We start from the raw sequence: 21,557 nt of genomic DNA on the forward strand, positions 1-21,557 counted from the left end.
GTTTGGTGAATGAAGAATCCATTTTTGAACTAGCGGTAAAAGCAATTGATGATAAAAGAGCAGAAAATATAGTAGCGTTAAATATGAAAGGTGTTTCCCTTATTGCAGATTACTTTGTTATATGCCACGGTAATTCAGATAAACAAGTGCAAGCTATTGCCTATGAATTGAAAAAAGTGGTTCAAGAAAAAGGGATAGAAATTAAACGATTAGAAGGCTTTGATCAAGCTCGTTGGATTTTAATTGATTTAGGTGATGTCGTTGTTCATGTTTTTCATAAGGACGAACGAACGTATTATAATTTAGAAAAATTATGGGGAGATGCGCCTGTTGTAGAATTAGAAGGGGTTTTAGGGTAATGGATCTAAAACCAGGATATACTGAAAAATTAAAAGTGGTAAGAAAAGCCGATTTTGGTTTTTTTATAAGTGATGGAAATACAGATGTGTTGCTACATGAAAGGGAAGCTACCGAACCAATTGAAGTTGGGGATGAAGTGGAAGTATTTCTTTATCATGACCACCAAGGCAGATTAGCGGCTACTATGGAAAAACCTTTCTTACAATTAGGAGAGATTGCTTGGTTAGAGGCTGTAGAAGTAAAAACGGGTCATGGTGTTTTCTTTCACAATGGGATATCACGTGATCTCTTTTTATCAATGGATGAATTACCATATGACAGAGGGATGTGGCCACAACCTGGTGACAAGCTTCCTCTATCGCTCACATGGGATAAGCGCGGCCGTTTAATGGGGAAGCTGGTTAAAGGCGAGCCAATTGAGAAACAATCGATTAAAGCAACAGCAGAAGTGATGAATCAAGAAGTAAGTGGTTATGTTTATCACTTTTTAGATGAAGGTGCCTTGCTGTTAACTGATGAAGGTTATATTGCCTTTCTACACAATGATGAGATGGTAGAAACACCTAGATATGGTCAGCACATTCAAACTCGTGTTCAATTTGTCAGAGAAGATGGACGTATTAATGTAACGATGATGCCAAAAAGATCAGAACAACAAGATGAAGATGCTGATCGAATTTATGCATTTTTACAAGAGCGCGGGGGGTCAATGCCTTATTGGGACAAAACACCTCCAGAAGACATTGAACTTAGGTTCTCAATTAGTAAAGCTAAATTTAAAAGAGCGCTAGGTAAGCTTATGAAAGAAAAAAAGATTGAACAGCGAGATGGCTGGACTCACTTAAAACAAGATAAATAAGGAGCTTATATGAATTATCAAGCTTTTGCTAACTTATATGATTCATTAATGGCTGATGCGCCATATGAAAAATGGGTTGACTTCATCGCGCAACAAGTTAAACAAGATTTAAGTGGATTGTCTATCCTGGATGTTGGTTGTGGAACAGGTGATTTACTCTTGAGGCTTAACAAAAAAGGGGCGAGGGTAACAGGGGTTGATATATCTGAAGACATGCTCGCAATTGCCAAAGAAAAATGCGAGCATGCAGGATTCTCACCTCCTCTGTTTCAACAATCAATGACGGAGCTAGAGACTATTGGTGAATTTGATGTTATCACCATCTTTTGTGATTCTTTAAATTATTTGGAGACTGAGAAAGATGTAGGCGATACTTTTAAAAGCATTTATAATTTGTTGAAGCAAGGCGGGTTACTGTTGTTTGACGTTCATTCTGTTTCCAAAATCACAGGCTTTATAAATCAAACTTTTGCTGAAGACGTTGGCAACATGGCTTATATTTGGACGTCCTTCCCTGGTGAATACCCAAACAGTGTTGAACATGAAGTCACTTTTTTTATTGAGAACGAACAAAATGGTTTATTTGAACGAAATTTTGAACTACATAAACAACGAACATTTCCAGTTGAGGTTTATCTTAATTGGTTAGATGAAGCTGGATTTGAGATAACTGGAACTTTCGGAGATTTTACTTTGTTAGAACCGACAAATGAAAGTGAAAGAATTTTTTTCTCAGTTAAAAAGAAATAAAAGAGGAATTTGTAAAAATATCACGAATAAAAAGAGGGAGAGCATAGCTCTTCCTCTTTATTTAACAGATTTATTAGAAAATGCCTCGGTAATAAGCTCTTGATCCTCATAGTATTTTGCATGAGTTTGTTGAAACAAATGATCAAACATCGCTCCAGTTTCTGCTTCAAGGACCTTAATTCCTTCTCCTGTTATTCCACCTGGAACACAAACGCGTTGTTGTAACGTCGGTAAAGTATAGTGTCCTTTTTCGAGTAATTTTCCCATTCCAATCATCATATTTGTTGCAAGAGTTGTTGCATCTTCTTTAGAAATGTTTGTCTGTCTTACAGCCCCGTCAATAAATTGTTGCATCATATAACTAAAAAAGGCCGGACCACAACTAACAATATCTGATGAAACACGAGTAATGTCTTCAGCGATTTCAAGTGGTTCTGAAATGGTCGCCATAAGAGATGTTAAGTATTGTTTATCTTCCTCTTGGCAACGGCTACCAAAGCTTAACAAGGAAGAACCAGTTAGTGCTCTGTTTAATATACTCGGAATCGCTCTTGCAACTTTACAGTTAACAACTTCTTCTAGTTGCTCGACCGATATAGGACTTGTAATCGAAATTAACAACTTACTTGGATGGAGCACCGGCGCGATTGATTGTAACACTGTAGGAAATTGTAAAGGTTTCGTGCAGATAAAAATGACACTTGCCTCTTGAGCTACTTCTTCTGCGTTTCTTCCAATAATAACGGTTGGGAAACGTTTTTTTAATGCCTCCGCTTTCGCTCTATTACGGTTTGTAATCACTAATTGATTTGGAGAAATGGCACCAGACTCAATAAATGATTCGAGCAGAATCGTACCCATGCTTCCTGTTCCTATAATTCCTATTTTCAAGTAATCCCCCTCCTTTAACATGATCAAAACGCGATTACCCGTTATGACTAAACGTATGAAGGAGGAACTTATGTTATGACCTATTATCTTAGGTTAAGATAATTAATTATCATTTCCTTGGTAACAAGCTTACGTGGAGGAAACTGAAACTTCATAGCAATCTTATTCATTTCTTCCGTAATTTGATTTATTTCCGTTGGTTGGAAATCTTGGCCAGCTTTCGCTATTTCAAGTGTGTGTTCAATAGCACGTTCTCTAGCGGAATCGAGAAGAAGAAATTGCTTTTGAGCCTCTCGGTGTTTACGAACTTGTTCGGCAATTTGTAAATGTACAGACATGTAACATTCGTCTCCTTTTATCTAAGTATTAACTAATATTATAACTTAAGTTTGGAAAAGGGTGAACTAAGAATGAAAATTATGCAAAATCAAATCTTATTAGTCGTTATTGTGATTCTAATTGTCGGTGTTTTAGTGTTCTTTCAACTTGATAATGGAGAAGAAGAGGCAGTTGAGGATTTATTCGAGCAATTTAATTCAGCCGATGAAGATAAGGAAACAGAAGAAATTCGAGAGGAAGAAAAGAAGGTTGTTATTGATGTTAAAGGGGCGGTTGCCGAACCGGGAGTTTATGAGTTAAGAGTGGGAAATCGAATTCATCACGCAATTAGTAGGGCTGGAGGTTTGTTGCAAGATGCTGACGAGAAGAAGTTGAATTTGGCACTTTTATTGCAAGATGAGATGGTGGTTTATGTGCCTACTCTTGGAGAGGAGGGAATGGACATTCAAATTGGGATTCCAACATCAAGTCAAAATCAAGAAGGGAAGATTGCTATTAATCATGCTGATTCAAAAGAGCTTGAGCAATTACCTGGAATAGGACCAGCGAAAGCTTCAGCAATTATCGCTTATAGAGAAGAAAACGGACCCTTTAAAGAAGTTAATGATTTGTTAAAAGTGTCTGGAATTGGGCCAAAGTCCATTGAGAAACTAGGCGAATTTCTAATCTTTAATTTGATGATTATTGGAAGATTTGTTCATTGACTAGGGATAAGCTTTTCACTAAACTTGCATTAATAACTATATCAGTACAGGAGGAAGAAAATGGAACGCATTTCATGGGATCAATATTTTATGTCGCAAAGTCATTTATTAGCGTTAAGAAGTACTTGTACACGTTTAATGGTAGGGGCCACTATCGTAAGGGAAAATCGTATTATCGCTGGAGGGTATAACGGCTCAGTTACGGGAGGGGCTCATTGTATAGATGATGGTTGTTACGTAGTTGATAATCATTGCATTCGTACCATACATGCTGAAGTGAATGCTTTATTACAGTGTGCGAAGTTTGGTGTTGCGACAGAAGGATCAGAAATATACGTGACACATTTTCCTTGTGTTCACTGTTCCAAAGCAATCATTCAAGCAGGAATTAAGACGGTTTACTATGCAAAGGATTATAAGAACCATCCATATGCAAATGAGATGTTTCAAGAGGCAGGTATAAATGTTGTTCAAGTACAGCTAGAAGAAGTAAGTCTCGATCCTGCTTATAATGAAAAGAAGGAATTAACGATTTCACTTCTTGAAAAATTAAAAAAAGCTGGTGTCAGTAAAGAAGAGCTTTTAACATATCAAGAACAAGTCAGTCGCTTATTCATGATTGGAAAATGAATAAGCTTGGATATCTTCTACCGCTTATTCCCTTCTCAGCAACACTCGGTCTTCTACTTGCGATTAGTGGATCGAGTCCTCTTTACCTATTAATCCTCGTTATTTTTCTTTTAGTTTGTTTCAGTAATCCTTCCCTTTTTAAAGAGAAGCTACTTTTTATTTTAATCTCTTTTCTGTTTTATTATTTAGTTGGAGTTCAATTTACTAATCAAATCACAACGTCTTATAAAGCTGGGAATCAAACCCTTTATGGTCAGATTCATACTGTTCCTATCATAGATGGTGATTCTTTATCATTTAGATTAAAAACAGATAGGAGCGAGATAATTCAAATTCATGCGTTTTTGCATGACCAAAGTGAACAGATTAACATGAAACAGCTAACTCCGGGTGAGGTGTGTAAGATAGAAGGTAGCCTTTCTGAACCGATGCCTCCAACTAATTTTGGTCAATTTCATTATCAAAATCATTTAAAATTTAATGGAATTAATTGGATTATGAGACCTGAACGGGGAAAGATCAACTGCATTAGTAAAAGTGATTCTCTGTATTACGGGCTGCAAAAGTGGAGGCATAAACAAATGCAGAGAATTGAAAAGGATGTTGATCCAGATTATCAAGGATTAATGAATGCTTTATTGTTTGGGGATCGTACTTTAATGGAAGAGGATTTACTTAAAGCCTATCAACGGTTAGGAATCATTCATCTATTGGCTGTTTCTGGTTTGCACGTAGGAATGATCGTTTCATTATTATTTTACTTGTTCATTAGAGTTGGAATCACCCGAGAACGGACGATTGAAGTATTGTTATGTATCCTTCCTATTTACGTTGTCATTGCGGGTGGTGCCCCTTCTGTGATTAGAGCGTCAATTATGTCGATGGTTGTTTTACTATGTATGAGAATGAAAATGAAGGTATCACCTTTGAACGGAATTGTGATTGTATACCTTGGCTATTTAATTTACCAGCCTTTTGCATTGTTTCAATTGGGTTTTCAGTTGTCATTCCTCGTTTCCTTCGGGTTAATTATTTCCTCCCATATCATTAGAAAGTACACTATACTTGGTCAACTATGGGCCGTAACATTTCTTTCTCAACTTTTGTCTTTTCCGATTATCCTGTTTCACATGTTTGAAATCTCTTGGATCAGCCTTCCTTTAAATATGGTCTTTATTCCGTTTATTACGACTATAGTACTGCCGTTAACGCTTTTGTCCTTTTTCTGTTCTTTTATTTTGCCGTTAACTGTAAACATCCCACTTTTATTCCTCGAATTTATATATCCGTTTATCAATACCGTATTGCTTAAAATGGCCAATTTAAAATTCAGTACATTTAATGTCGGAAAACCTTCTTTGTTTCTTGTTCTATTGTTTTATAACATCATTGTCTTCGCTTTTGTCTGTTGGGAAAGAGGGGGGAGACGTTGGTGGAAGTGGCCTGGTGTGTTAATAGGTCTTCTCTTTGCTTATCAAATTATGCATCCATACTTGGATCCGACAGCAAAAGTGACGATGATTGATGTGGGACAAGGAGATAGTTTTCTTATAGAACTACCATACCGAAAAGCAGTCTATCTTATTGATACTGGAGGGACAATGTCATTTATAAACGAAGAGTGGAGGCAGAGTCGAAAACCATTTGAGGTTGGCCAGGATGTGTTAGTCCCAACGTTAAAAGAGAAAGGAATTAGGAAGATTGATCGCCTCATTTTAACCCATGGCCACTTGGATCATATAGGTGGATCGTTTGCTTTGTTAAAAAAAGTAGCGGTTAATAAAGTTTATTATGGACAAGGAGTCGTTGAAGGAGACATTGAATTGCAATTGTTAACTGAGTTTCAGCGCAATGGTGTAGATATTCAATTAATTGGAGAAGGCAAAAGCTGGAGAGAGGCAGGAGCAAATTTTGTAATACTATCCCCAAAAGGGAACGAGAACAGTTTAAATAATCGTTCAATTGTTCTTTTGGCTGAAATCGAAGGGATTTCATTTTTATTTTCAGGTGATTTAGAAGAAGAAGGAGAACAACGATTACTTCAAGATTATCCCAATTTACAAGTTGATTTTCTGAAAGTTGGTCATCATGGAAGTAGAACGTCCACGACTGAAGCTTTTTTAGACCGTGTGAATCCAAAATGGGTTCTGATTTCTGCCGGTCGGAGAAATCGCTTTGGGCATCCTCACCCTGAAGTGATTACACGTTTAGAGGAGAAGGATATTCCCATTTTTCGAACGGACCAACAAGGAGCGGTTGAATTTAGGTTGAAAGAAAAAACAGTAACTGTGAGGAAAGTTCTTAAATAATTAAATAATAAAAAGAGGCTTGGACAAGTTAATCACTCTTAATAATGTCCTAGCCTCTTTTTAATTTTGTCAGGTCAATCGCCTACATACCGCTAAACACATCTACAATTGAAGCGATGATGAATAGTGTCGCAAAGAAACCAAAAGGAATGATAAACCCGACCGCAGAATCAATCGCATCATTTCGTTTACATTGTACTTCTTTTTCAAAATGCATCAGACATTCCTCCTTATCAGATATAGTATACGGGATGCAACGGAAAATTACTAGGTTGTTTCTGTTAGCTTGTTTCTAAAACATCTTTTGTTCAAAAAATTGTTATATTTTAGCTTGGTTGGTTCGTCTGTAAAGAGTTGTCACCTATAGTTTAACATTGCATAGGATATTATAAATAGTGAAGGCGGTCATGGTTATCGTCATAAATAAGATAATTACCCGGGGTCTTATTTTATGGCGTTTATCATAAATGGGGATCTGGCAGTTTCGTGCTAGGTCCCTTTCTCATTTCCCTTGTTATTTCTGGGCTTTTTGTCTATTCTTAAAGGTGTGGAAACACACAATTAAAGCATAGTATTTCCCGTGCTTTTTGAAATATGCATGTAAATGAGGAATGAATTCAATGTCATATTTATCATTTAAAAAAGAAGTGAAACGAGGAGATATAAGACCCGTTTACTTTATGTACGGAACTCAAACCTTTCTTATGGAAGACTTACTAATCGACATTATTAGAGAGACTTCTCTTTCTCAAGACGACCCTAATGTCATCTCTTATAGTCTGCAGGACACACTATTAGATATAGCAGTTGAAGAAGCTGAGACATTTCCTTTTTTTGGTGGAAAAAAGATTGTCATCATTAAAGACTTTTCTCTTGTGACTGCTCAAAAACAAGACACAAAGCTTGAGCATGATTTAAATCGCTTGCAGCTGTACATAGAACATCCATCACCTGAAACAGTCATGATCTTACTTGCTCCTTATGAAAAATTAGATGAAAGAAAGAAAATTACAAAAGAGTTGAAAAAGCGAACCGCGTTAGTGGAATGTGCCCCTTTTGATGAAAAAACATTGTCGCTTTGGTTAGATGGACAAGCTAAAACAAAAGGATTTGAATTCACAGTTGATGGCAAAGATTCTTTATTAGAGCGTGTAGGTCCTCAGTTATTATTGTTAGCATCAGAAGTTGAAAAACTTGCCCTGTATGTAAATGGAGACCGCGTTGTAGATAGGGAAGTTGTTGAACTGCTTGTAGCTCGTTCTCTTGAACAAGACGTATTTGCCTTGATTGATTTTGCGATTAAAAAGCAATTAGATAAAGCATTAATCATTTATCATGATTTGTTAAAGCAAAGAGAAGAGCCTTTAAAGTTACTTGCCTTAATTGCTAGGCAATTACGAATTTATTATCAAGTTAAAGAAATGACAAAACGTTCATATTCACAAAAAGATATGGCTTTGCAGTTAAAGTTACATCCATATGTGGTAAAACTCGCCAGTCAACAAATAAACAGGTTCGAAGAAAAGCAGTTGCTGTTGCTTTTAGAAGCAGCGGCCGATACTGATTATGCAATCAAATCAGGGAAAATGGAGAAAACATTAGCTGTTGAATTATTACTGATGAAATTATCAAGTCTTCATGCAAGAAGATAAAAAAAGAAAAAAACACACGATGAACGTGTGTTTTTTTCTTTCGGCTTCTATTATGCAGAAAGACCGTTTAGCTTCTTCGCTAGACGAGACTTTTGACGAGATGCTGCATTTTTATGGATAAGGCCTTTGTTAGCTGCTTTATCAAGCTTTTTAATCGCATCAGTTAAAGCTGCTTTTGCAACTTCTACGTCACCAGCTTCTAATTTTGCTTCGAAGTTTCTGATTGAAGTACGTAGAGCAGATTTAACAGAGATATTTTGTGCACGACGCTTATCAGCTGTTTTCACACGCTTAATTGCAGATTTAATATTTGGCATATCATTCACCTCCCAATAAGTGATCAGGTTGATCCCAGTCCATCTATTATGAACGGTTTCGTAAGCTTTTTTAAGTACGGAATGACACATGCGTATCATACATACAACAAATTGCATTCTATCAAATTTAATGTGAAAAAGCAATAGTAGAATGAAAACAAGCTCAGTCGGAAACACTATCTTCACAAGAGTTTTTATGGAGGAGTGTGTAAATTATGTCTGATGAATTAAATTTAGAGCAATATCAGGTGCGCACAGATCTTGCAGTAGAGGCACATCAAATGGTTTTAGAGGAAGAAGAAAAAAAGGGGAACGCGACTAAAAATCTAAATGGTGTTCAAATAAAAGAAGAGAATATTGATGGCGTTAGTGTCACAAGAGTAACGATTGATGAAGTAGGAGCAAAGCGACTTGGAAAGAAGAAAGGAAACTACTTAACCTTTGAATCACTAGGAATTCGTAGAAAAGACACAGAAATTCAAGAGAAAATGGAACGAGTATTTGCAGAGAGATTCCACGCTTTTATGAAAGAAATTGGCATTAAGGAAACAGATACTTGTCTTGTTGTTGGACTAGGGAATTGGAATGTGACACCAGATGCACTAGGGCCAATAGCGGTTGAAAATCTCCTAGTAACTAGACACTTATTTCAATTAGCTCCTGAGCAAGTTCAAGATGGCTTTCGCCCAGTAAGTGCCGTTACCCCAGGTGTAATGGGTTTAACTGGTATTGAAACAAGTGACGTGATTTACGGAATTATTGAAAAAACTAAACCTGATTTTGTAATTGCAATAGATGCACTTGCTTCTCGCTCAATTGAACGAGTAAATGCAACCATTCAAGTGTCTGATACGGGGATTCATCCCGGTAGTGGTGTTGGGAATAAGCGTAAAGAACTGAGTCAAGATGCGCTTGGTATTCCGGTAATTGCTGTTGGTATACCAACAGTCGTTGACGCTGTATCCATTACGAGTGATACAATTGATTATGTATTGAAACACTTCGGAAGAGAGATGAAAGAAGGGAATGCTCCTTCTAGAGCTCTGGCACCAGCTGGGATGACATTTGGAGAAAAACGTAAGCTTACGGACGAAGATTTACCGGACGAGGCAAAGCGCGAAACGATTATGGGGATGGTTGGGAATTTACCTGAGAACGAAAAACGTCAACTTATTCAAGAAGTGCTAGCGCCACTCGGTCACAACCTAATGGTCACGCCAAAAGAAGTGGATGTGTTTATAGACGACATGGCGAACGTCATTGCAGCGGGGCTAAACGCAGCCTTGCATCAAAGAGTGAATCAAGACAATGTAGGGGCTTATACACATTAATTAAAATGATCATAACGAAGCTGGAACTTAACAAAAGTATTTAAATGAGCATACGAACGATGCAGACCTTAGCAGGTTGTATTTCCGGAGCGATTGCTAAGCTGCAATTCTTTACATTCGTATTTCTCGTTATTAAAAACTTTTTTGTCACAGCTTCGTTTTTTTATGTTTATTCATTTTTGGTTCTAATCTTATCTCATCCAACATAGTAGTGAGGTAGAAGCTCCAATACATCATACTAGTGGACAAGTAATCGTCGCAGCAGACAACTTCACATGGAGAAGGGATGGGACCATGAAAAGAAATCAATTTAGAAGCTTCACGGTTTCAATTAATCGGACGAGCTTTAAAAAAATAATTGTCATGACTATATTAGGGTTAATGGCGATGTTTATTTTTACAGGAATGCTTACATCCTTTGAACCGGGGTATGGGCTAGCTTCTAATCAAGTACATGAGTGGGCAACCGGGATAAAAGGAGAAGATTTCCTTCACGTACTGGGTATGGAGAATAAGTATTTCACTGAAGCTTTGCCTGAGGGAAGTAAACCTCCAAGTGTATCCAACCTCGCCTTTCAAGTGACAACAAGCATTAATCCGGATGACCCAAGGAGTTTACTAGGACGAGAACTCCCGGGCTTTGCCTTGTTTGATGGCCAAATTTTAGTAGCGGGTAAAGGGACGGATTATACAAATTTACCAGTAGAGTCTGCACCTCCAATGGATGTTATTATGGCAGAACGTGAAGCCACACAGGAAAGTTTAGCCAAACTTGAACAGTTAGAAAAAGAAGGAGAACAGGTTCATGGTTCGACTGAAGGTAGAAGTGTTGTTCATATTATTCACTCTCATAACTATGAATCTTTCTTACCTGAACTAGAAACGAATAACCCGAATGAAGCACAACACAATACGATCAATATTACAATGGTCGGAGAGAAGCTTTCACAAGAACTTGAAAAAAGAGGAATTGGAACCGAAGTTGAAAAACGAGATATCCAAGGAAAGTTATCGGAGCGCGGCTGGCAATACAGTCAATCATATGATGCGTCAAGGGAACTCGTAAAAGAGGCCATGGCTCAAAACGATGATTTAGAATTTTTCTTTGATTTACATCGAGATTCATTACCTAGAGATAGAACGACAGTCGAGATTAATGGAGAAGAATTCGCTCGTATTGTGTTTGTAATCGGAGGAAATCACGATAATTATAAGCAAAATTTCAGTCTTGCTGAAGATCTTCATAATATGCTTGAAGAAGAATACCCAGGTTTGAGTCGAGGTGTCATTTTGAAACAGGGACGATCAACTAATGGGCGATTTAATCAAGATTTATCAGACCGAGCTATTTTACTAGAGTTTGGTGGGGTTGGTAATACACTAGATGAAAATTTCCGTTCAGCCGAAGCAGTGGCAGAAGTATTTTCGAATTATTACTGGGACGCAGAGGCAGTAGACGGTCAATAGGAGGGGCGTTATGAAAAAGCTGGTTGTGAGAATAGGTGTAATCGGAATATTAATTTTGCTTGGTGCATTATTTGGAGTTCAACAAATGAATGAAGCACTTGGAATCTCACAACCAGTGCCTCTTCTAATTGAGACAAAAGAAACTCAACCGAAAAAGGAAAAGCTAGAGAAGGAAGAAAGCCCTAATACTAAATTAGAACTAGTAGCTAAAAAGGAAACGGTAGAAAAGGTTGGGAGATTTAATTTCTTTTCAGATATGGGAAATTCAATTGCGGATGGATTCAATTTTTTGAGTAGAAGTTTGTTGTCGCAAGTGATGTCATTTGTTAACAATATATTAAATGGTTATTCTTCAGATGAATGAAGAAAGGGGCATCCAATTGGATGCCCTTTTTACTTTTCATTAGACAGTTCCAGGAGTTGCCCAAGAAGCGCCAATGATGACTAATAGAATGAATAGGACGACGATTAACGCAAATCCACGTCCAGCTGCAGGAGCTACAGGAGCGCCGCATCCAGCCATAGGAGCACCGTATCCATATCCAGCACCTGCTACAGGAGCGCCATATCCAGCACCGTAACCTGCACCGTATCCAGCCGTATCAAATCCGTATCCAGTTGTAGGGGCAGCTGCAGCTCCGGCAACAGCGCCAGCGCCTGCTCCAAATGCTGCTCCAGCCATTGGTCCACCAAAAAACATATTGTAAAACCACCTTTCCTTAGAAGATACTGTTACCTTATGCATAAGTAGGGAATGTGGGACTTGAAAAAAAGCCCAATTTAAAAACTGACTTTGAAAAAATGATCTTATTCTATAAGTTTGTTGCTTGACTCTTATCCGATTGGTATAATTGAAAACAGTGTACATTGTACGAGAATGTAGGAGTGATCATTCATGAATAAAGAACAAAGACTAGCTCGTCAAGCGAAGATTCGTAATTTCTCGATCATCGCCCATATTGACCACGGTAAATCGACACTTGCCGATCGTATCTTAGAAAAAACAGGTGCATTAACACAGCGTGAAATGAAAGAGCAAACGCTCGATGCGATGGATTTAGAGCGTGAGCGTGGAATAACAATAAAATTAAATGCTGTTCAGCTTACTTATAAAGCAAAAGATGGAGAAGAGTACATTTTTCACTTAATTGATACTCCGGGACATGTTGATTTCACATATGAAGTGTCTCGTAGTTTAGCCGCTTGCGAAGGAGCTTTACTCATTGTAGATGCTGCACAAGGTATTGAAGCGCAAACATTAGCTAACGTTTATCTAGCTTTAGATAACGATTTAGAAATTCTACCTGTTATTAATAAAATTGACTTACCTAGTGCCGATCCAGAACGTGTAAAACAAGAAGTTGAAGATGTTATTGGTTTGGATACATCTGATGCCGTTTTAGCGTCGGCCAAAAACGGGATTGGGATTGAAGATATTTTAGAACAGGTCGTTGAAAAAGTTCCTGCTCCAACAGGCGATCCGGAGGCTCCTTTAAAAGCACTGATATTTGACTCGTTATATGACCCTTATCGTGGGGTTGTCGCGTATATCCGTATTGTTGAAGGAACAGTTAAACCAGGACAGAAAATAAGAATGATGGCAACAGGGAAAGAATTTGAAGTAAACGAAATCGGTGTGTTTACACCAAAAGCTGCAAAAAGAGATGAATTAACTGTGGGCGACGTAGGTTTTCTATCTGCGGCCATAAAAAATGTAGGAGATACCAGAGTGGGTGATACGATTACGAATGCTGTTAACCCTGCTACTGAACCGCTCCCAGGATATCGTCGAATGAATCCAATGGTGTACTGCGGACTTTATCCGGTAGATACAAATGAATACAACGATTTACGTGAAGCGTTAGAACGTTTAGAGTTAAATGATGCTTCTTTGCAATATGAGCCAGAGACATCGCAAGCACTAGGGTTTGGTTTCCGTTGTGGATTCCTTGGTTTATTGCATATGGAAATTATTCAAGAAAGAATTGAGCGTGAATTTGGGATTACATTGATCACAACGGCACCAAGTGTTATTTATCAAGTGAAAACAACAAGTGGTGAAGAAGTTCGAATTGATAATCCAGCTAACATGCCGGAAGCGCAAAGAATTGATTCTGTTGAGGAGCCGTACGTTAAGGCAAAAGTTATGGTGCCTAATGATTTTGTTGGGTCTGTAATGGAGCTTTGCCAGAAAAAACGTGGTATCTTCGGTGATATGCAATATCTTGATGAAAATCGTGTTCAAATTGTTTATGAGATTCCACTTTCGGAAATTGTTTATGACTTTTTTGATCAGTTAAAGTCGAATACAAAGGGATATGCTTCTTTTGACTATGAGTTGATTGGTTATAAGACATCTAAACTAGTGAAGATGGATATTCTTTTAAATGGTGAAACGGTCGATGCACTTTCTGTAATTGTGCACAGAGATTTTGCTTATGAGCGTGGAAAGATTATCGTAGAAAAATTGAAAGAACTTATACCGAGACAACAGTTTGAGGTTCCTGTTCAAGCGAGTATTGGTCAGAAAGTTATCGCTCGTTCAACAATTAAAGCAATCCGTAAAAACGTTCTTGCGAAATGTTACGGGGGAGACATCTCACGTAAGCGAAAATTACTTGAGAAGCAAAAAGAAGGTAAAAAGCGTATGAAGTCCGTCGGAAATGTTGAAGTGCCACAAGAGGCATTTATGGCAGTTCTACGTATGGATGATTAATTACTATTAAACCGCAGGATTCTTCCTGCGGTTTTGGTTTTTTAATCATAGGGAAAGACTAACAAGAAATAGTAAGTGAGTCCTGTTTTCTTGAAGGGAGACATTTTTATGGTACGAGCAGCTTATATACATATTCCATTTTGTGAACATATTTGTCATTATTGTGATTTTAATAAAGTATTTTTGAAAAATCAGCCTGTAGATCAATACATCAACTCGCTACTTTTAGAAATAGATAGAATGATGCAATTGCGATCAAACAGTGCACTGAAAACAATTTACATTGGTGGAGGAACACCAACCGCTCTGACGGCGGAGCAACTTGATGTGTTACTAAAGGGAATAAAATCAATAATTGATATAGGAAAATTAGATGAATATACGATTGAGGTAAACCCAGATAGTATTGAAGAAGATAAATTGCTAGTGTTAAAAACACACGGCATCAATCGGTTAAGTATGGGTGTTCAGACATTTGACGAAGGATTGTTGAAAGAGATTGGAAGAACGCATTCAGCAAGAAGTATTAAGGACGCAGTTAAAAGAAGTAGAGAAGCTGGGTTTACTAATATTTCACTTGATTTAATGTTCGGTCTACCTGGACAATCCCCGAGTGACTTTAAGAAAAGTTTACTTGAGGCGATTCAGTTAGACGTTGACCACATTTCTGCCTATTCTTTGAAAGTTGAAGAAAAAACAGTGTTTTACAATCGGCAACGCAAAGGGAAATTAACACTTCCTCCTGAGGAAGATGAAATTAAGATGTACGAGATATTAAGAGATGATTTAAAACAAGCTGGTTTTAAGCAATATGAAATTAGCAATTTTGCTAAACCAGGATTTGAAAGCAAACATAATCTAGTTTATTGGAACAACGAAGAGTATTTTGGATTTGGCGCTGGTTCTCATGGATATGTTGATGGTGTCCGATATCAAAATCATGGGCCAATTCCTAAGTATTTAAAAGCAATTGAAGAAGGAGCAAAGCCTGTTTTACAAGAACATGTTGTGTCAGAGATTGAACGAATTGAAGAAGCGATGTTTATGGGATTACGAAAAAGAGAAGGCGTCAACCGGAAACAGTTTGAGAAACTGTATAATAGGTCTTTAGAGGAAGCCTTTAGCGAACAGATAGATATGCTTGTAAAAAGAGGCTTATTATGCTCTACGAAAGATTCTATCTATTTAACGGAAGAAGGTCTACTTCTAAGTAATGAGGTATTCGAGCAATTTATTGCTGTGTTAAGCGAATAAGGCGAAGGACAGACCTGACCATAAGGATAAGGTTTGTCCTCTTTTTTTATGACAAAAAGGTCTTTATTTATTGACAAACCGCTCCCTTTTTGATAATTTATCATTAGATTTAGCACTCGAACAGAGTGAGTGCTAACAGAGGTGATGAGGGGATGTTAACAGATAGACAATTGTTGATTCTGCATGCCATTGTTGATGATTATATTCGTTCTGCTGAGCCAGTAGGCTCAAGAAGCATTTCTAAAAGGGAAGACATTACCTTTAGTCCAGCAACAATCAGAAATGATATGGCAGATCTAGAGGAATTAGGTTTTCTAGAGAAACCACATAGCTCAGCAGGTAGAATACCTTCTCAAAGAGGATATCGCTATTATGTTGACAATCTTCTTATGCCACATCATTTAACAGATGACGAAGAATCAGGAATTCAATCTATTTTTTCTGAGCGAATTCGTGAAGTGGAAGAAGCGATTCAACACTCAGCTAGAGTGCTTTCAAATATGACTAGTTACGTCTCATTAGTTTTAGGGCCAGAAATGTTTGAAGCTACTTTGAGAAGTATACAAATTATTCCACTTTCAAAAGGTTCAGCTATTTTAATTTTAGTAACGAACACAGGACATGTGGAAAATCAAACGATCTCAGTTCCAGAATCAATTGAGCCAACTGATTTAGAACGAACGGTCAACATTCTGAATGAACGTCTCATGGGGGTTCCACTCTATAAACTTAGAGAGAAAATGGAAAGTGAAGTTAAAGATGTGCTCAGGTCCCATGTCAGAAATTATGATCACGTTTTGAACATGCTTGGTTCATCATTGGAATTAGAAAAAGCAGAGAAAATCTTTTACAGTGGTAAAACGAATATCCTATCTCAACCAGAATTTAGAGATGTTGATAAAGTTCGAATGATCTTAAATATGCTAGAAGAAGATGAAATGATGCATCAAATTTTAAGATCACCCACAAGTGGGATTCAAGTAAGAATTGGACAAGAAAACAATCTCGAAGCTTTCGACTCATGTAGCTTGATTACTGCTTCTTACTCCATTGGAGGCAAGCATATGGGGACGATTGGAATTTTAGGTCCGACTCGAATGGAATACCGAAGAGTTATAGGAGTAGTTGATACATTATCAAAGGATTTAACAAAGCTGTTAACAAACTTGTATCAACAAAGGTAGAAATGGTAATATTGACAATTAGTTGTGGTTTTTCAACTAATTGTCATGCTACATAGATGATTTTAATTTTACTAGGGGGGTGAATGAGTTGACAGAAAAAGAAACACAAACAGTTGAAGAAACTGTAGAGGCTGTTCAGAATGAGCAGGATATGACTGCAGAAACGGAAGAAGCTGAGGTCATTGATGAAAGATCTGCTGCTGAAGTTGAAATGGCTGAACTAAATGCAAAAATTTTACGTATTCAAGCTGATTATGATAATTTCCGTCGTCGTTCTCGTGAAGAAAGAGAAGCGGCTGCGAAATATAGATCTCAACATGTCGTTGAAGCACTCCTTCCTGTTGTTGATAATTTTGAGCGTGCTCTACTTGTAAAGCCTGAATCTGAAGAAGCTAAATCCCTTTTAAAAGGGATGGAGATGGTTTATCGTCAATTTCAAGAAACATTGAAAAATGAAGGTGTTGAAGTCATTGAGACGGTAGGGCAAACGTTTGATCCTCACTTCCATCAAGCTGTTATGCAAGTTGAAGAAGAAGGGTTTGAGTCTAATCAAATTGTGGAAGAATTACAAAAGGGATATAAGCTAAAGGATCGTATTCTTAGACCTTCTATGGTTAAGGTGAATGCATAATCCCTACATAGGAATGAGAAAAATCCTTTTTGTTGAATAGATGATAAATAAAGAATGAAAAGTTGAAACGGAGGAAGAAATCATGAGTAAAATCATTGGAATTGATTTAGGTACAACGAACTCTTGTGTCGCTGTTATGGAAGGTGGAGAAGCAACGGTTATTCCTAACCCAGAAGGAAATCGTACAACGCCATCAGTTGTAGCATTTAAAGATGGAGAGCGTCTTGTTGGTGAGGTAGGGAAACGTCAAGCAATCACTAATCCAAACACAGTTATCTCTATTAAACGTCATATGGGGACTAATCATAAAGAAACAATCGAGGGAACTGACTACACACCTCAAGAAATTTCTGCGATTATCCTTCAAAAATTAAAAGCTGATGCAGAAGCATATTTAGGTGAAAAGGTAACAAAAGCAGTTATTACAGTTCCAGCTTATTTTAATGATTCACAACGTCAAGCAACAAAAGATGCTGGTAAAATTGCTGGTCTTGAAGTTGAGCGTATCGTCAACGAGCCAACGGCTGCAGCTCTTGCATATGGTCTTGAAAAAGAAGAAGATCAAACGATTTTAGTTTACGATCTTGGTGGTGGTACGTTTGACGTATCCATTCTTGAACTAGGTGATGGTTTCTTCGAAGTAAAAGCAACATCTGGTGATAACAAGCTTGGTGGAGATGATTTTGACCAAGTAATCATTGATTACCTTGTTGAACAATTTAAAAAAGATAACGGTATTGATCTTTCTCAAGATAAAATGGCGATGCAACGTTTAAAAGATGCAGCAGAGAAAGCGAAAAAAGATTTGTCTGGTGTAACTCAAACTCAAATCTCACTTCCGTTTATCACAGCTGATGCAACTGGTCCTAAACACTTAGAAGTAAGCATGAGTCGTGCGAAATTTGAAGAGCTATCTGCTGATTTAGTAGAGCGTACACTTGAACCAACTCGTCGTGCTCTTTCTGATTCAGGTTTATCTGCAAGTGAAATTGACCGTGTTGTTCTTGTTGGGGGATCTACTCGTATTCCTGCTGTTCAAGAAGCAATTAAGAAATTAACAGGTAAAGATCCTCACAAAGGTGTTAACCCAGATGAAGTTGTTGCACTTGGAGCGGCAGTACAAGCGGGTGTTTTAACTGGTGATGTTAAAGATGTTGTTCTTCTTGACGTAACGCCACTTTCACTAGGAATTGAGACAATGGGTGGAGTTTTCACGAAGTTAATTGAAAGAAATACAACAATTCCAACGTCTAAATCACAAGTATTCTCAACTGCTGCTGATAATCAACCATCTGTTGATATTCACGTATTACAAGGTGAGCGTGAGATGGCTGCTTACAATAAGACACTAGGTCGTTTCCAATTAACAGAGCTTCCTCCTGCACCACGTGGTGTTCCACAAATTGAGGTATCTTTTGACATTGATGCGAACGGTATCGTAAATGTTAAGGCAAAAGATCTTGGAACGAACAAAGAGCAATCTATCACGATTACATCTTCTTCAGGTCTTTCAGATGAAGAGATCGAAAAAATGGTTAAAGATGCTGAAGCCAATGCCGAAGAAGATAAAAAGCGTCGTGAAGAAGTAGAACTTCGTAACGAAGCAGATCAACTTGTTTTCCAAACGGAGAAAACACTTAAAGATCTTGGTGAAAATGTTGATCAAGCGGAAAAAGATAAAGCTGATGCTGCAAAAGATAAGCTAAAAGCAGCAATCGAAGCGGATAACATTGATGAAATCCGTACGGCTAAAGATGAACTACAAGAAATTGTTATGGCTCTAACAACAAAAATGTATGAGCAAGCAGCTCAAGCGGCGCAGGCAGCACAAGGTGCTGAAGGCGGAGACGCGACTACTGGCAATGCCGATGATAATGTAGTTGATGCTGAATATGAAGAAGTAAAAGAAGAAGAAAAGAAATAATTAATAGAAACTGTAGAATAAAGTCAAAGTCAGAGAATGTGACTTTGACTTTTTCTACGATATGCCAAAAGAAGGATACTAGATCTGTTAGTCTATATGTTGCAGACCTAGATGAATTGATGATAAGATGAACGTTATGGAACTTAGTCGGGAGTGGATGACATGAGTAAAAGAGATTACTATGAAGTCCTTGGTGTCGATAAGAATGCTTCAGTTGATGAAGTGAAAAAAGCGTACCGTAAATTGGCACGCAAATATCACCCAGATGTCAATAAAGAAGCTGATGCTACGGATAAATTTAAAGAAGTAAAAGATGCATATGATACGTTAAGTGATCCACAGAAAAAGGCTCACTATGATCAGTTTGGACATACCGATCCGAATCAAGGGTTTGGAGGCGGAGCTGGAGACTTTGGTGGAGGCTTCGGTGATATTTTTGATATGTTCTTTGGTGGTGGCGGTAGAAGAAATCCGAATGCACCTCGTCAAGGAGCTGACCTTCAATATACGATGACACTTGAGTTTAAAGAAGCTGTCTTCGGTAAAGATACAGAAATTGAGATTCCACGTGAAGAAACATGTCAAACATGTACGGGCTCAGGTGCAAAGCCTGGAACAAAGCCAGAAACATGTTCTCACTGCGGTGGTTCAGGTCAACTAAATGTGGAACAAAACACTCCTTTTGGACGTGTAGTAAATCGTCGTGTTTGTCACCATTGTGATGGAACAGGAAAGTACATTAAGAATAAATGTACAACTTGTGCCGGAAAAGGAAAAGTTAGAAAACGTAAAAAAATCAGCGTGAAGGTTCCAGCAGGTATTGATCATGGTCAACAACTTCGTGTATCTGGTCAAGGGGAAGCCGGTGTAAATGGAGGTCCAGCTGGCGATTTATACGTTGTATTTAATGTGAAACCTCATGAGTTCTTTGACCGTGATGGTGATGATATTTACTGTGAAATGCCACTAACTTTTGCTCAAGTAGCTCTTGGTGATGAAATTGAAGTCCCAACTTTAAATGGAAAAGTTAAACTAAAGATCCCAGCAGGAACACAAACAGGGACAAATTTCCGTTTGCGCGGCAAAGGAGTTCCCAATGTACATGGACGTGGTCAAGGAGATCAGCATGTGAAAGTTCGTGTAGTAATTCCTAAAAACTTAACTGATAAAGAAAAAGATTTGATTCGTGAGTTTTCTCATATGACTGGTGGACAGCCAGATGAACAAAATGATGGGTTCTTCGCAAAAGTGAGACGCGCTTTTAAAGGAGAATAGTAATTTAAGGATGGAGTTGGAGATTATGATGAAGTGGTCAGAGTTCAGCATTCATACGACCGAAGAAGCGGTTGAGCCAGTTTGTAATATACTGCATGAGGCTGGTGCGAGTGGTGTTGTTATAGAAGATCCCAGTGACCTTGTGAGGGAATGGGGCGATAAATTTGGCGAGATCTACCAACTCTCTCCTGACGATTACCCTGAGGAAGGCGTTATTATTAAAGCATATTTCCCTGTTAATAGCTTTTTAGCAGAAACAATTGATGAGATTAAAGAAACCATTAATGGCTTGCTTCAATATGATATTGATTTAGGTCATAATAAAGTTCAGTTAGCTGAGGTCCATGAAGAAGAATGGGCAAATGCATGGAAAAAATATTATAAGCCAGTTAAGGTGTCAAGTTCGATTACGATTACTCCGACTTGGGAGGAGTATCAACCAAATGAAAATGAAATGGTGATCGAACTTGATCCTGGTATGGCTTTTGGAACAGGTACGCATCCTACAACGGTTTTATGTATTCAAGCTTTAGACAAGTACGTTAAAGGCGGCGAAGAGGTTGTCGATGTTGGTACAGGTTCTGGGGTGTTAAGTATCGCTGCGGCAAAGTTAGGTGTGAAAAATGTTTTAGCCTTGGATCTTGATTATGTAGCAGTTGAAAGTGCGGCATTGAATGTTGAGCTAAATCGTGTTCAGGATATCGTTAAAGTTAAACAAAATAACTTACTAGAAGACGTGAACGGACAATATGACATGGTAGTTGCAAACATTCTTGCAGAAGTCATTATGAGGTTTGTTCAAGATGCGGCAGCGGTTCTTAAACCAAATGGTTTATATATAACTTCTGGTATTATTAAGAGGAAGAAACAAGATGTTAAAGAAGCATTAATAGCTGGTGGCTTCGTCATTGAAGAAGTCGTAGAAATGGATGACTGGGTGGCAATTATTGCTCGTAAAGCGTAG

The 21,557-nt window shown here is 37.9% G+C and carries 22 protein-coding genes; 17 read left to right on the plus strand and 5 right to left on the minus strand.

Annotated elements, in window-relative coordinates:
• Nucleotides 1-5 precede the first annotated feature (5 nt).
• Genes rsfS through JCM9157_RS01570 form a run of 3 tightly spaced genes read left to right on the plus strand, consistent with a single transcriptional unit; the run spans nucleotide 6 to nucleotide 1,969 of the window.
• Entirely contained in the window at nucleotides 6-359 is a 354-nt protein-coding gene (gene rsfS / locus JCM9157_RS01560; RefSeq protein ID WP_035661786.1) for a ribosome silencing factor, read from the plus strand.
• Nucleotides 359-1,219: a CvfB family protein gene (locus JCM9157_RS01565; RefSeq protein WP_052012878.1), complete on the plus strand. Its 861-nt coding sequence runs from the start codon at nucleotides 359-361 to the stop codon at nucleotides 1,217-1,219. Before rsfS ends, JCM9157_RS01565 begins: the two co-directional genes overlap by 1 nt.
• A 9-nt stretch (nucleotides 1,220-1,228) precedes the next feature.
• Nucleotides 1,229-1,969 (plus strand): class I SAM-dependent DNA methyltransferase, encoded by a 741-nt coding sequence (locus tag JCM9157_RS01570; RefSeq protein WP_035661386.1) that lies wholly within the window; start codon nucleotides 1,229-1,231, stop codon nucleotides 1,967-1,969.
• A 57-nt stretch (nucleotides 1,970-2,026) separates the two neighbouring features.
• Here JCM9157_RS01570 and comER read toward each other — a convergent pair whose 3' ends face one another.
• Nucleotides 2,027-2,860, minus strand: a complete 834-nt coding sequence (comER, locus tag JCM9157_RS01575) for a late competence protein ComER (RefSeq protein WP_035661387.1) — start codon at nucleotides 2,858-2,860, stop codon at nucleotides 2,027-2,029.
• Between the two features lie 83 nt (nucleotides 2,861-2,943).
• Nucleotides 2,944-3,198, minus strand: coding sequence for a DUF2533 family protein (locus JCM9157_RS01580; RefSeq protein WP_035661389.1), 255 nt, complete (start codon nucleotides 3,196-3,198; stop codon nucleotides 2,944-2,946).
• Between the two features lie 72 nt (nucleotides 3,199-3,270).
• Between JCM9157_RS01580 and JCM9157_RS01585 the strand changes: the two genes are divergently transcribed.
• Genes JCM9157_RS01585 through JCM9157_RS01595 form a run of 3 tightly spaced genes read left to right on the plus strand, consistent with a single transcriptional unit; the run spans nucleotide 3,271 to nucleotide 6,842 of the window.
• Nucleotides 3,271-3,903, plus strand: a complete 633-nt coding sequence (locus tag JCM9157_RS01585; RefSeq protein WP_052012879.1) for a helix-hairpin-helix domain-containing protein — start codon at nucleotides 3,271-3,273, stop codon at nucleotides 3,901-3,903.
• A gap of 60 nt (nucleotides 3,904-3,963) precedes the next feature.
• Nucleotides 3,964-4,533 (plus strand): ComE operon protein 2, encoded by a 570-nt coding sequence (locus tag JCM9157_RS01590; RefSeq protein WP_035661391.1) that lies wholly within the window; start codon nucleotides 3,964-3,966, stop codon nucleotides 4,531-4,533.
• Entirely contained in the window at nucleotides 4,530-6,842 is a 2,313-nt protein-coding gene (locus JCM9157_RS01595) for a DNA internalization-related competence protein ComEC/Rec2 (protein WP_052012880.1), read from the plus strand. Before JCM9157_RS01590 ends, JCM9157_RS01595 begins: the two co-directional genes overlap by 4 nt.
• Nucleotides 6,843-6,924: 82 nt before the next feature.
• Here the strand turns inward: JCM9157_RS01595 and JCM9157_RS23760 are convergent, their stop codons facing one another.
• On the minus strand, nucleotides 6,925-7,059 hold the full coding sequence (locus tag JCM9157_RS23760) for a YqzM family protein (protein ID WP_035661392.1): 135 nt from the start codon (nucleotides 7,057-7,059) through the stop codon (nucleotides 6,925-6,927).
• A gap of 403 nt (nucleotides 7,060-7,462) precedes the next feature.
• On the opposite strand from JCM9157_RS23760, the gene holA reads away from it, so the two are divergent.
• Nucleotides 7,463-8,494 carry a DNA polymerase III subunit delta gene (holA, locus tag JCM9157_RS01605; RefSeq protein WP_035661394.1) on the plus strand — a complete coding sequence of 344 codons (1,032 nt, stop codon included), beginning with the start codon at nucleotides 7,463-7,465 and terminating at the stop codon, nucleotides 8,492-8,494.
• A gap of 50 nt (nucleotides 8,495-8,544) precedes the next feature.
• Here holA and rpsT read toward each other — a convergent pair whose 3' ends face one another.
• On the minus strand, nucleotides 8,545-8,811 hold the full coding sequence (gene rpsT / locus JCM9157_RS01610) for a 30S ribosomal protein S20 (protein ID WP_035661396.1): 267 nt from the start codon (nucleotides 8,809-8,811) through the stop codon (nucleotides 8,545-8,547).
• Between the two features lie 215 nt (nucleotides 8,812-9,026).
• Here rpsT and gpr point away from each other — a divergent pair, with 215 nt between their 5' ends.
• From gpr to JCM9157_RS01625, 3 genes are all read left to right on the plus strand, one after another.
• The gene (gene gpr / locus JCM9157_RS01615; RefSeq protein ID WP_035661398.1) at nucleotides 9,027-10,142 is read left to right on the plus strand and encodes a GPR endopeptidase; all 1,116 of its coding nucleotides are present in this window, start codon (nucleotides 9,027-9,029) and stop codon (nucleotides 10,140-10,142) included.
• A gap of 294 nt (nucleotides 10,143-10,436) precedes the next feature.
• The gene (gene spoIIP, locus JCM9157_RS01620) at nucleotides 10,437-11,609 is read left to right on the plus strand and encodes a stage II sporulation protein P (protein ID WP_035661399.1); all 1,173 of its coding nucleotides are present in this window, start codon (nucleotides 10,437-10,439) and stop codon (nucleotides 11,607-11,609) included.
• Nucleotides 11,610-11,619: 10 nt separating this feature from the next.
• On the plus strand, nucleotides 11,620-11,973 hold the full coding sequence (locus tag JCM9157_RS01625) for a DUF3679 domain-containing protein (RefSeq protein WP_035661401.1): 354 nt from the start codon (nucleotides 11,620-11,622) through the stop codon (nucleotides 11,971-11,973).
• 39 nt (nucleotides 11,974-12,012) lie between these two features.
• On the opposite strand, the gene JCM9157_RS25880 is transcribed toward JCM9157_RS01625, so the two are convergent.
• Nucleotides 12,013-12,309, minus strand: a complete 297-nt coding sequence (locus JCM9157_RS25880; protein ID WP_052012881.1) for a YjcZ family sporulation protein — start codon at nucleotides 12,307-12,309, stop codon at nucleotides 12,013-12,015.
• A gap of 195 nt (nucleotides 12,310-12,504) precedes the next feature.
• Here JCM9157_RS25880 and lepA point away from each other — a divergent pair, with 195 nt between their 5' ends.
• The 7 genes from lepA to prmA all read left to right on the plus strand — a co-directional run bounded on the left by lepA (nucleotide 12,505) and on the right by prmA (nucleotide 21,557).
• A complete protein-coding gene (lepA, locus tag JCM9157_RS01635; protein WP_035661403.1) occupies nucleotides 12,505-14,325 on the plus strand; it encodes a translation elongation factor 4 in 1,821 nt (606 codons plus the stop codon).
• Between the two features lie 108 nt (nucleotides 14,326-14,433).
• Nucleotides 14,434-15,579: a radical SAM family heme chaperone HemW gene (gene hemW / locus JCM9157_RS01640; protein WP_035661404.1), complete on the plus strand. Its 1,146-nt coding sequence runs from the start codon at nucleotides 14,434-14,436 to the stop codon at nucleotides 15,577-15,579.
• Nucleotides 15,580-15,731: 152 nt separating this feature from the next.
• Entirely contained in the window at nucleotides 15,732-16,763 is a 1,032-nt protein-coding gene (gene hrcA / locus JCM9157_RS01645) for a heat-inducible transcriptional repressor HrcA (RefSeq protein WP_035661406.1), read from the plus strand.
• A gap of 79 nt (nucleotides 16,764-16,842) precedes the next feature.
• Nucleotides 16,843-17,394 carry a nucleotide exchange factor GrpE gene (gene grpE / locus JCM9157_RS01650; RefSeq protein WP_035661408.1) on the plus strand — a complete coding sequence of 184 codons (552 nt, stop codon included), beginning with the start codon at nucleotides 16,843-16,845 and terminating at the stop codon, nucleotides 17,392-17,394.
• Between the two features lie 82 nt (nucleotides 17,395-17,476).
• Nucleotides 17,477-19,318 (plus strand): molecular chaperone DnaK, encoded by a 1,842-nt coding sequence (dnaK, locus tag JCM9157_RS01655; RefSeq protein ID WP_035661410.1) that lies wholly within the window; start codon nucleotides 17,477-17,479, stop codon nucleotides 19,316-19,318.
• Between the two features lie 162 nt (nucleotides 19,319-19,480).
• Nucleotides 19,481-20,593, plus strand: a complete 1,113-nt coding sequence (gene dnaJ, locus JCM9157_RS01660; protein WP_035661412.1) for a molecular chaperone DnaJ — start codon at nucleotides 19,481-19,483, stop codon at nucleotides 20,591-20,593.
• Between the two features lie 28 nt (nucleotides 20,594-20,621).
• Complete coding sequence (gene prmA, locus JCM9157_RS01665) at nucleotides 20,622-21,557, plus strand: 50S ribosomal protein L11 methyltransferase (RefSeq protein WP_035661799.1); 936 nt, start codon at nucleotides 20,622-20,624, stop codon at nucleotides 21,555-21,557.

It is taken from the genome of Halalkalibacter akibai JCM 9157 (genome assembly GCF_000513135.1).
Taxonomy (GTDB): Bacteria; Bacillota; Bacilli; order Bacillales; family Bacillaceae_D; genus Halalkalibacter; species Halalkalibacter akibai.

Bases quoted from the DNA above. Each gene is read 5' to 3' on its own strand.
- hemW (WP_035661404.1), top strand. From the start codon at position 14,434: ATGGTACGAGCAGCTTATATACATATTCCATTTTGTGAACATATTTGT.
- dnaJ (WP_035661412.1), top strand. From the start codon at position 19,481: ATGAGTAAAAGAGATTACTATGAAGTCCTTGGTGTCGATAAGAATGCT.
- spoIIP (WP_035661399.1), top strand. From the start codon at position 10,437: ATGAAAAGAAATCAATTTAGAAGCTTCACGGTTTCAATTAATCGGACG.
- JCM9157_RS01625 (WP_035661401.1), top strand. From the start codon at position 11,620: ATGAAAAAGCTGGTTGTGAGAATAGGTGTAATCGGAATATTAATTTTG.
- gpr (WP_035661398.1), top strand. From the start codon at position 9,027: ATGTCTGATGAATTAAATTTAGAGCAATATCAGGTGCGCACAGATCTT.
- rpsT (WP_035661396.1), bottom strand. From the start codon at position 8,811: ATGCCAAATATTAAATCTGCAATTAAGCGTGTGAAAACAGCTGATAAG.
- dnaK (WP_035661410.1), top strand. From the start codon at position 17,477: ATGAGTAAAATCATTGGAATTGATTTAGGTACAACGAACTCTTGTGTC.
- holA (WP_035661394.1), top strand. From the start codon at position 7,463: ATGTCATATTTATCATTTAAAAAAGAAGTGAAACGAGGAGATATAAGA.
- JCM9157_RS01580 (WP_035661389.1), bottom strand. From the start codon at position 3,198: ATGTCTGTACATTTACAAATTGCCGAACAAGTTCGTAAACACCGAGAG.
- prmA (WP_035661799.1), top strand. From the start codon at position 20,622: ATGAAGTGGTCAGAGTTCAGCATTCATACGACCGAAGAAGCGGTTGAG.
- JCM9157_RS23760 (WP_035661392.1), bottom strand. From the start codon at position 7,059: ATGCATTTTGAAAAAGAAGTACAATGTAAACGAAATGATGCGATTGAT.
- hrcA (WP_035661406.1), top strand. From the start codon at position 15,732: ATGTTAACAGATAGACAATTGTTGATTCTGCATGCCATTGTTGATGAT.
- lepA (WP_035661403.1), top strand. From the start codon at position 12,505: ATGAATAAAGAACAAAGACTAGCTCGTCAAGCGAAGATTCGTAATTTC.
- JCM9157_RS01595 (WP_052012880.1), top strand. From the start codon at position 4,530: ATGAATAAGCTTGGATATCTTCTACCGCTTATTCCCTTCTCAGCAACA.
- JCM9157_RS01585 (WP_052012879.1), top strand. From the start codon at position 3,271: ATGAAAATTATGCAAAATCAAATCTTATTAGTCGTTATTGTGATTCTA.
- JCM9157_RS01590 (WP_035661391.1), top strand. From the start codon at position 3,964: ATGGAACGCATTTCATGGGATCAATATTTTATGTCGCAAAGTCATTTA.
- JCM9157_RS01565 (WP_052012878.1), top strand. From the start codon at position 359: ATGGATCTAAAACCAGGATATACTGAAAAATTAAAAGTGGTAAGAAAA.
- JCM9157_RS25880 (WP_052012881.1), bottom strand. From the start codon at position 12,309: ATGTTTTTTGGTGGACCAATGGCTGGAGCAGCATTTGGAGCAGGCGCT.
- JCM9157_RS01570 (WP_035661386.1), top strand. From the start codon at position 1,229: ATGAATTATCAAGCTTTTGCTAACTTATATGATTCATTAATGGCTGAT.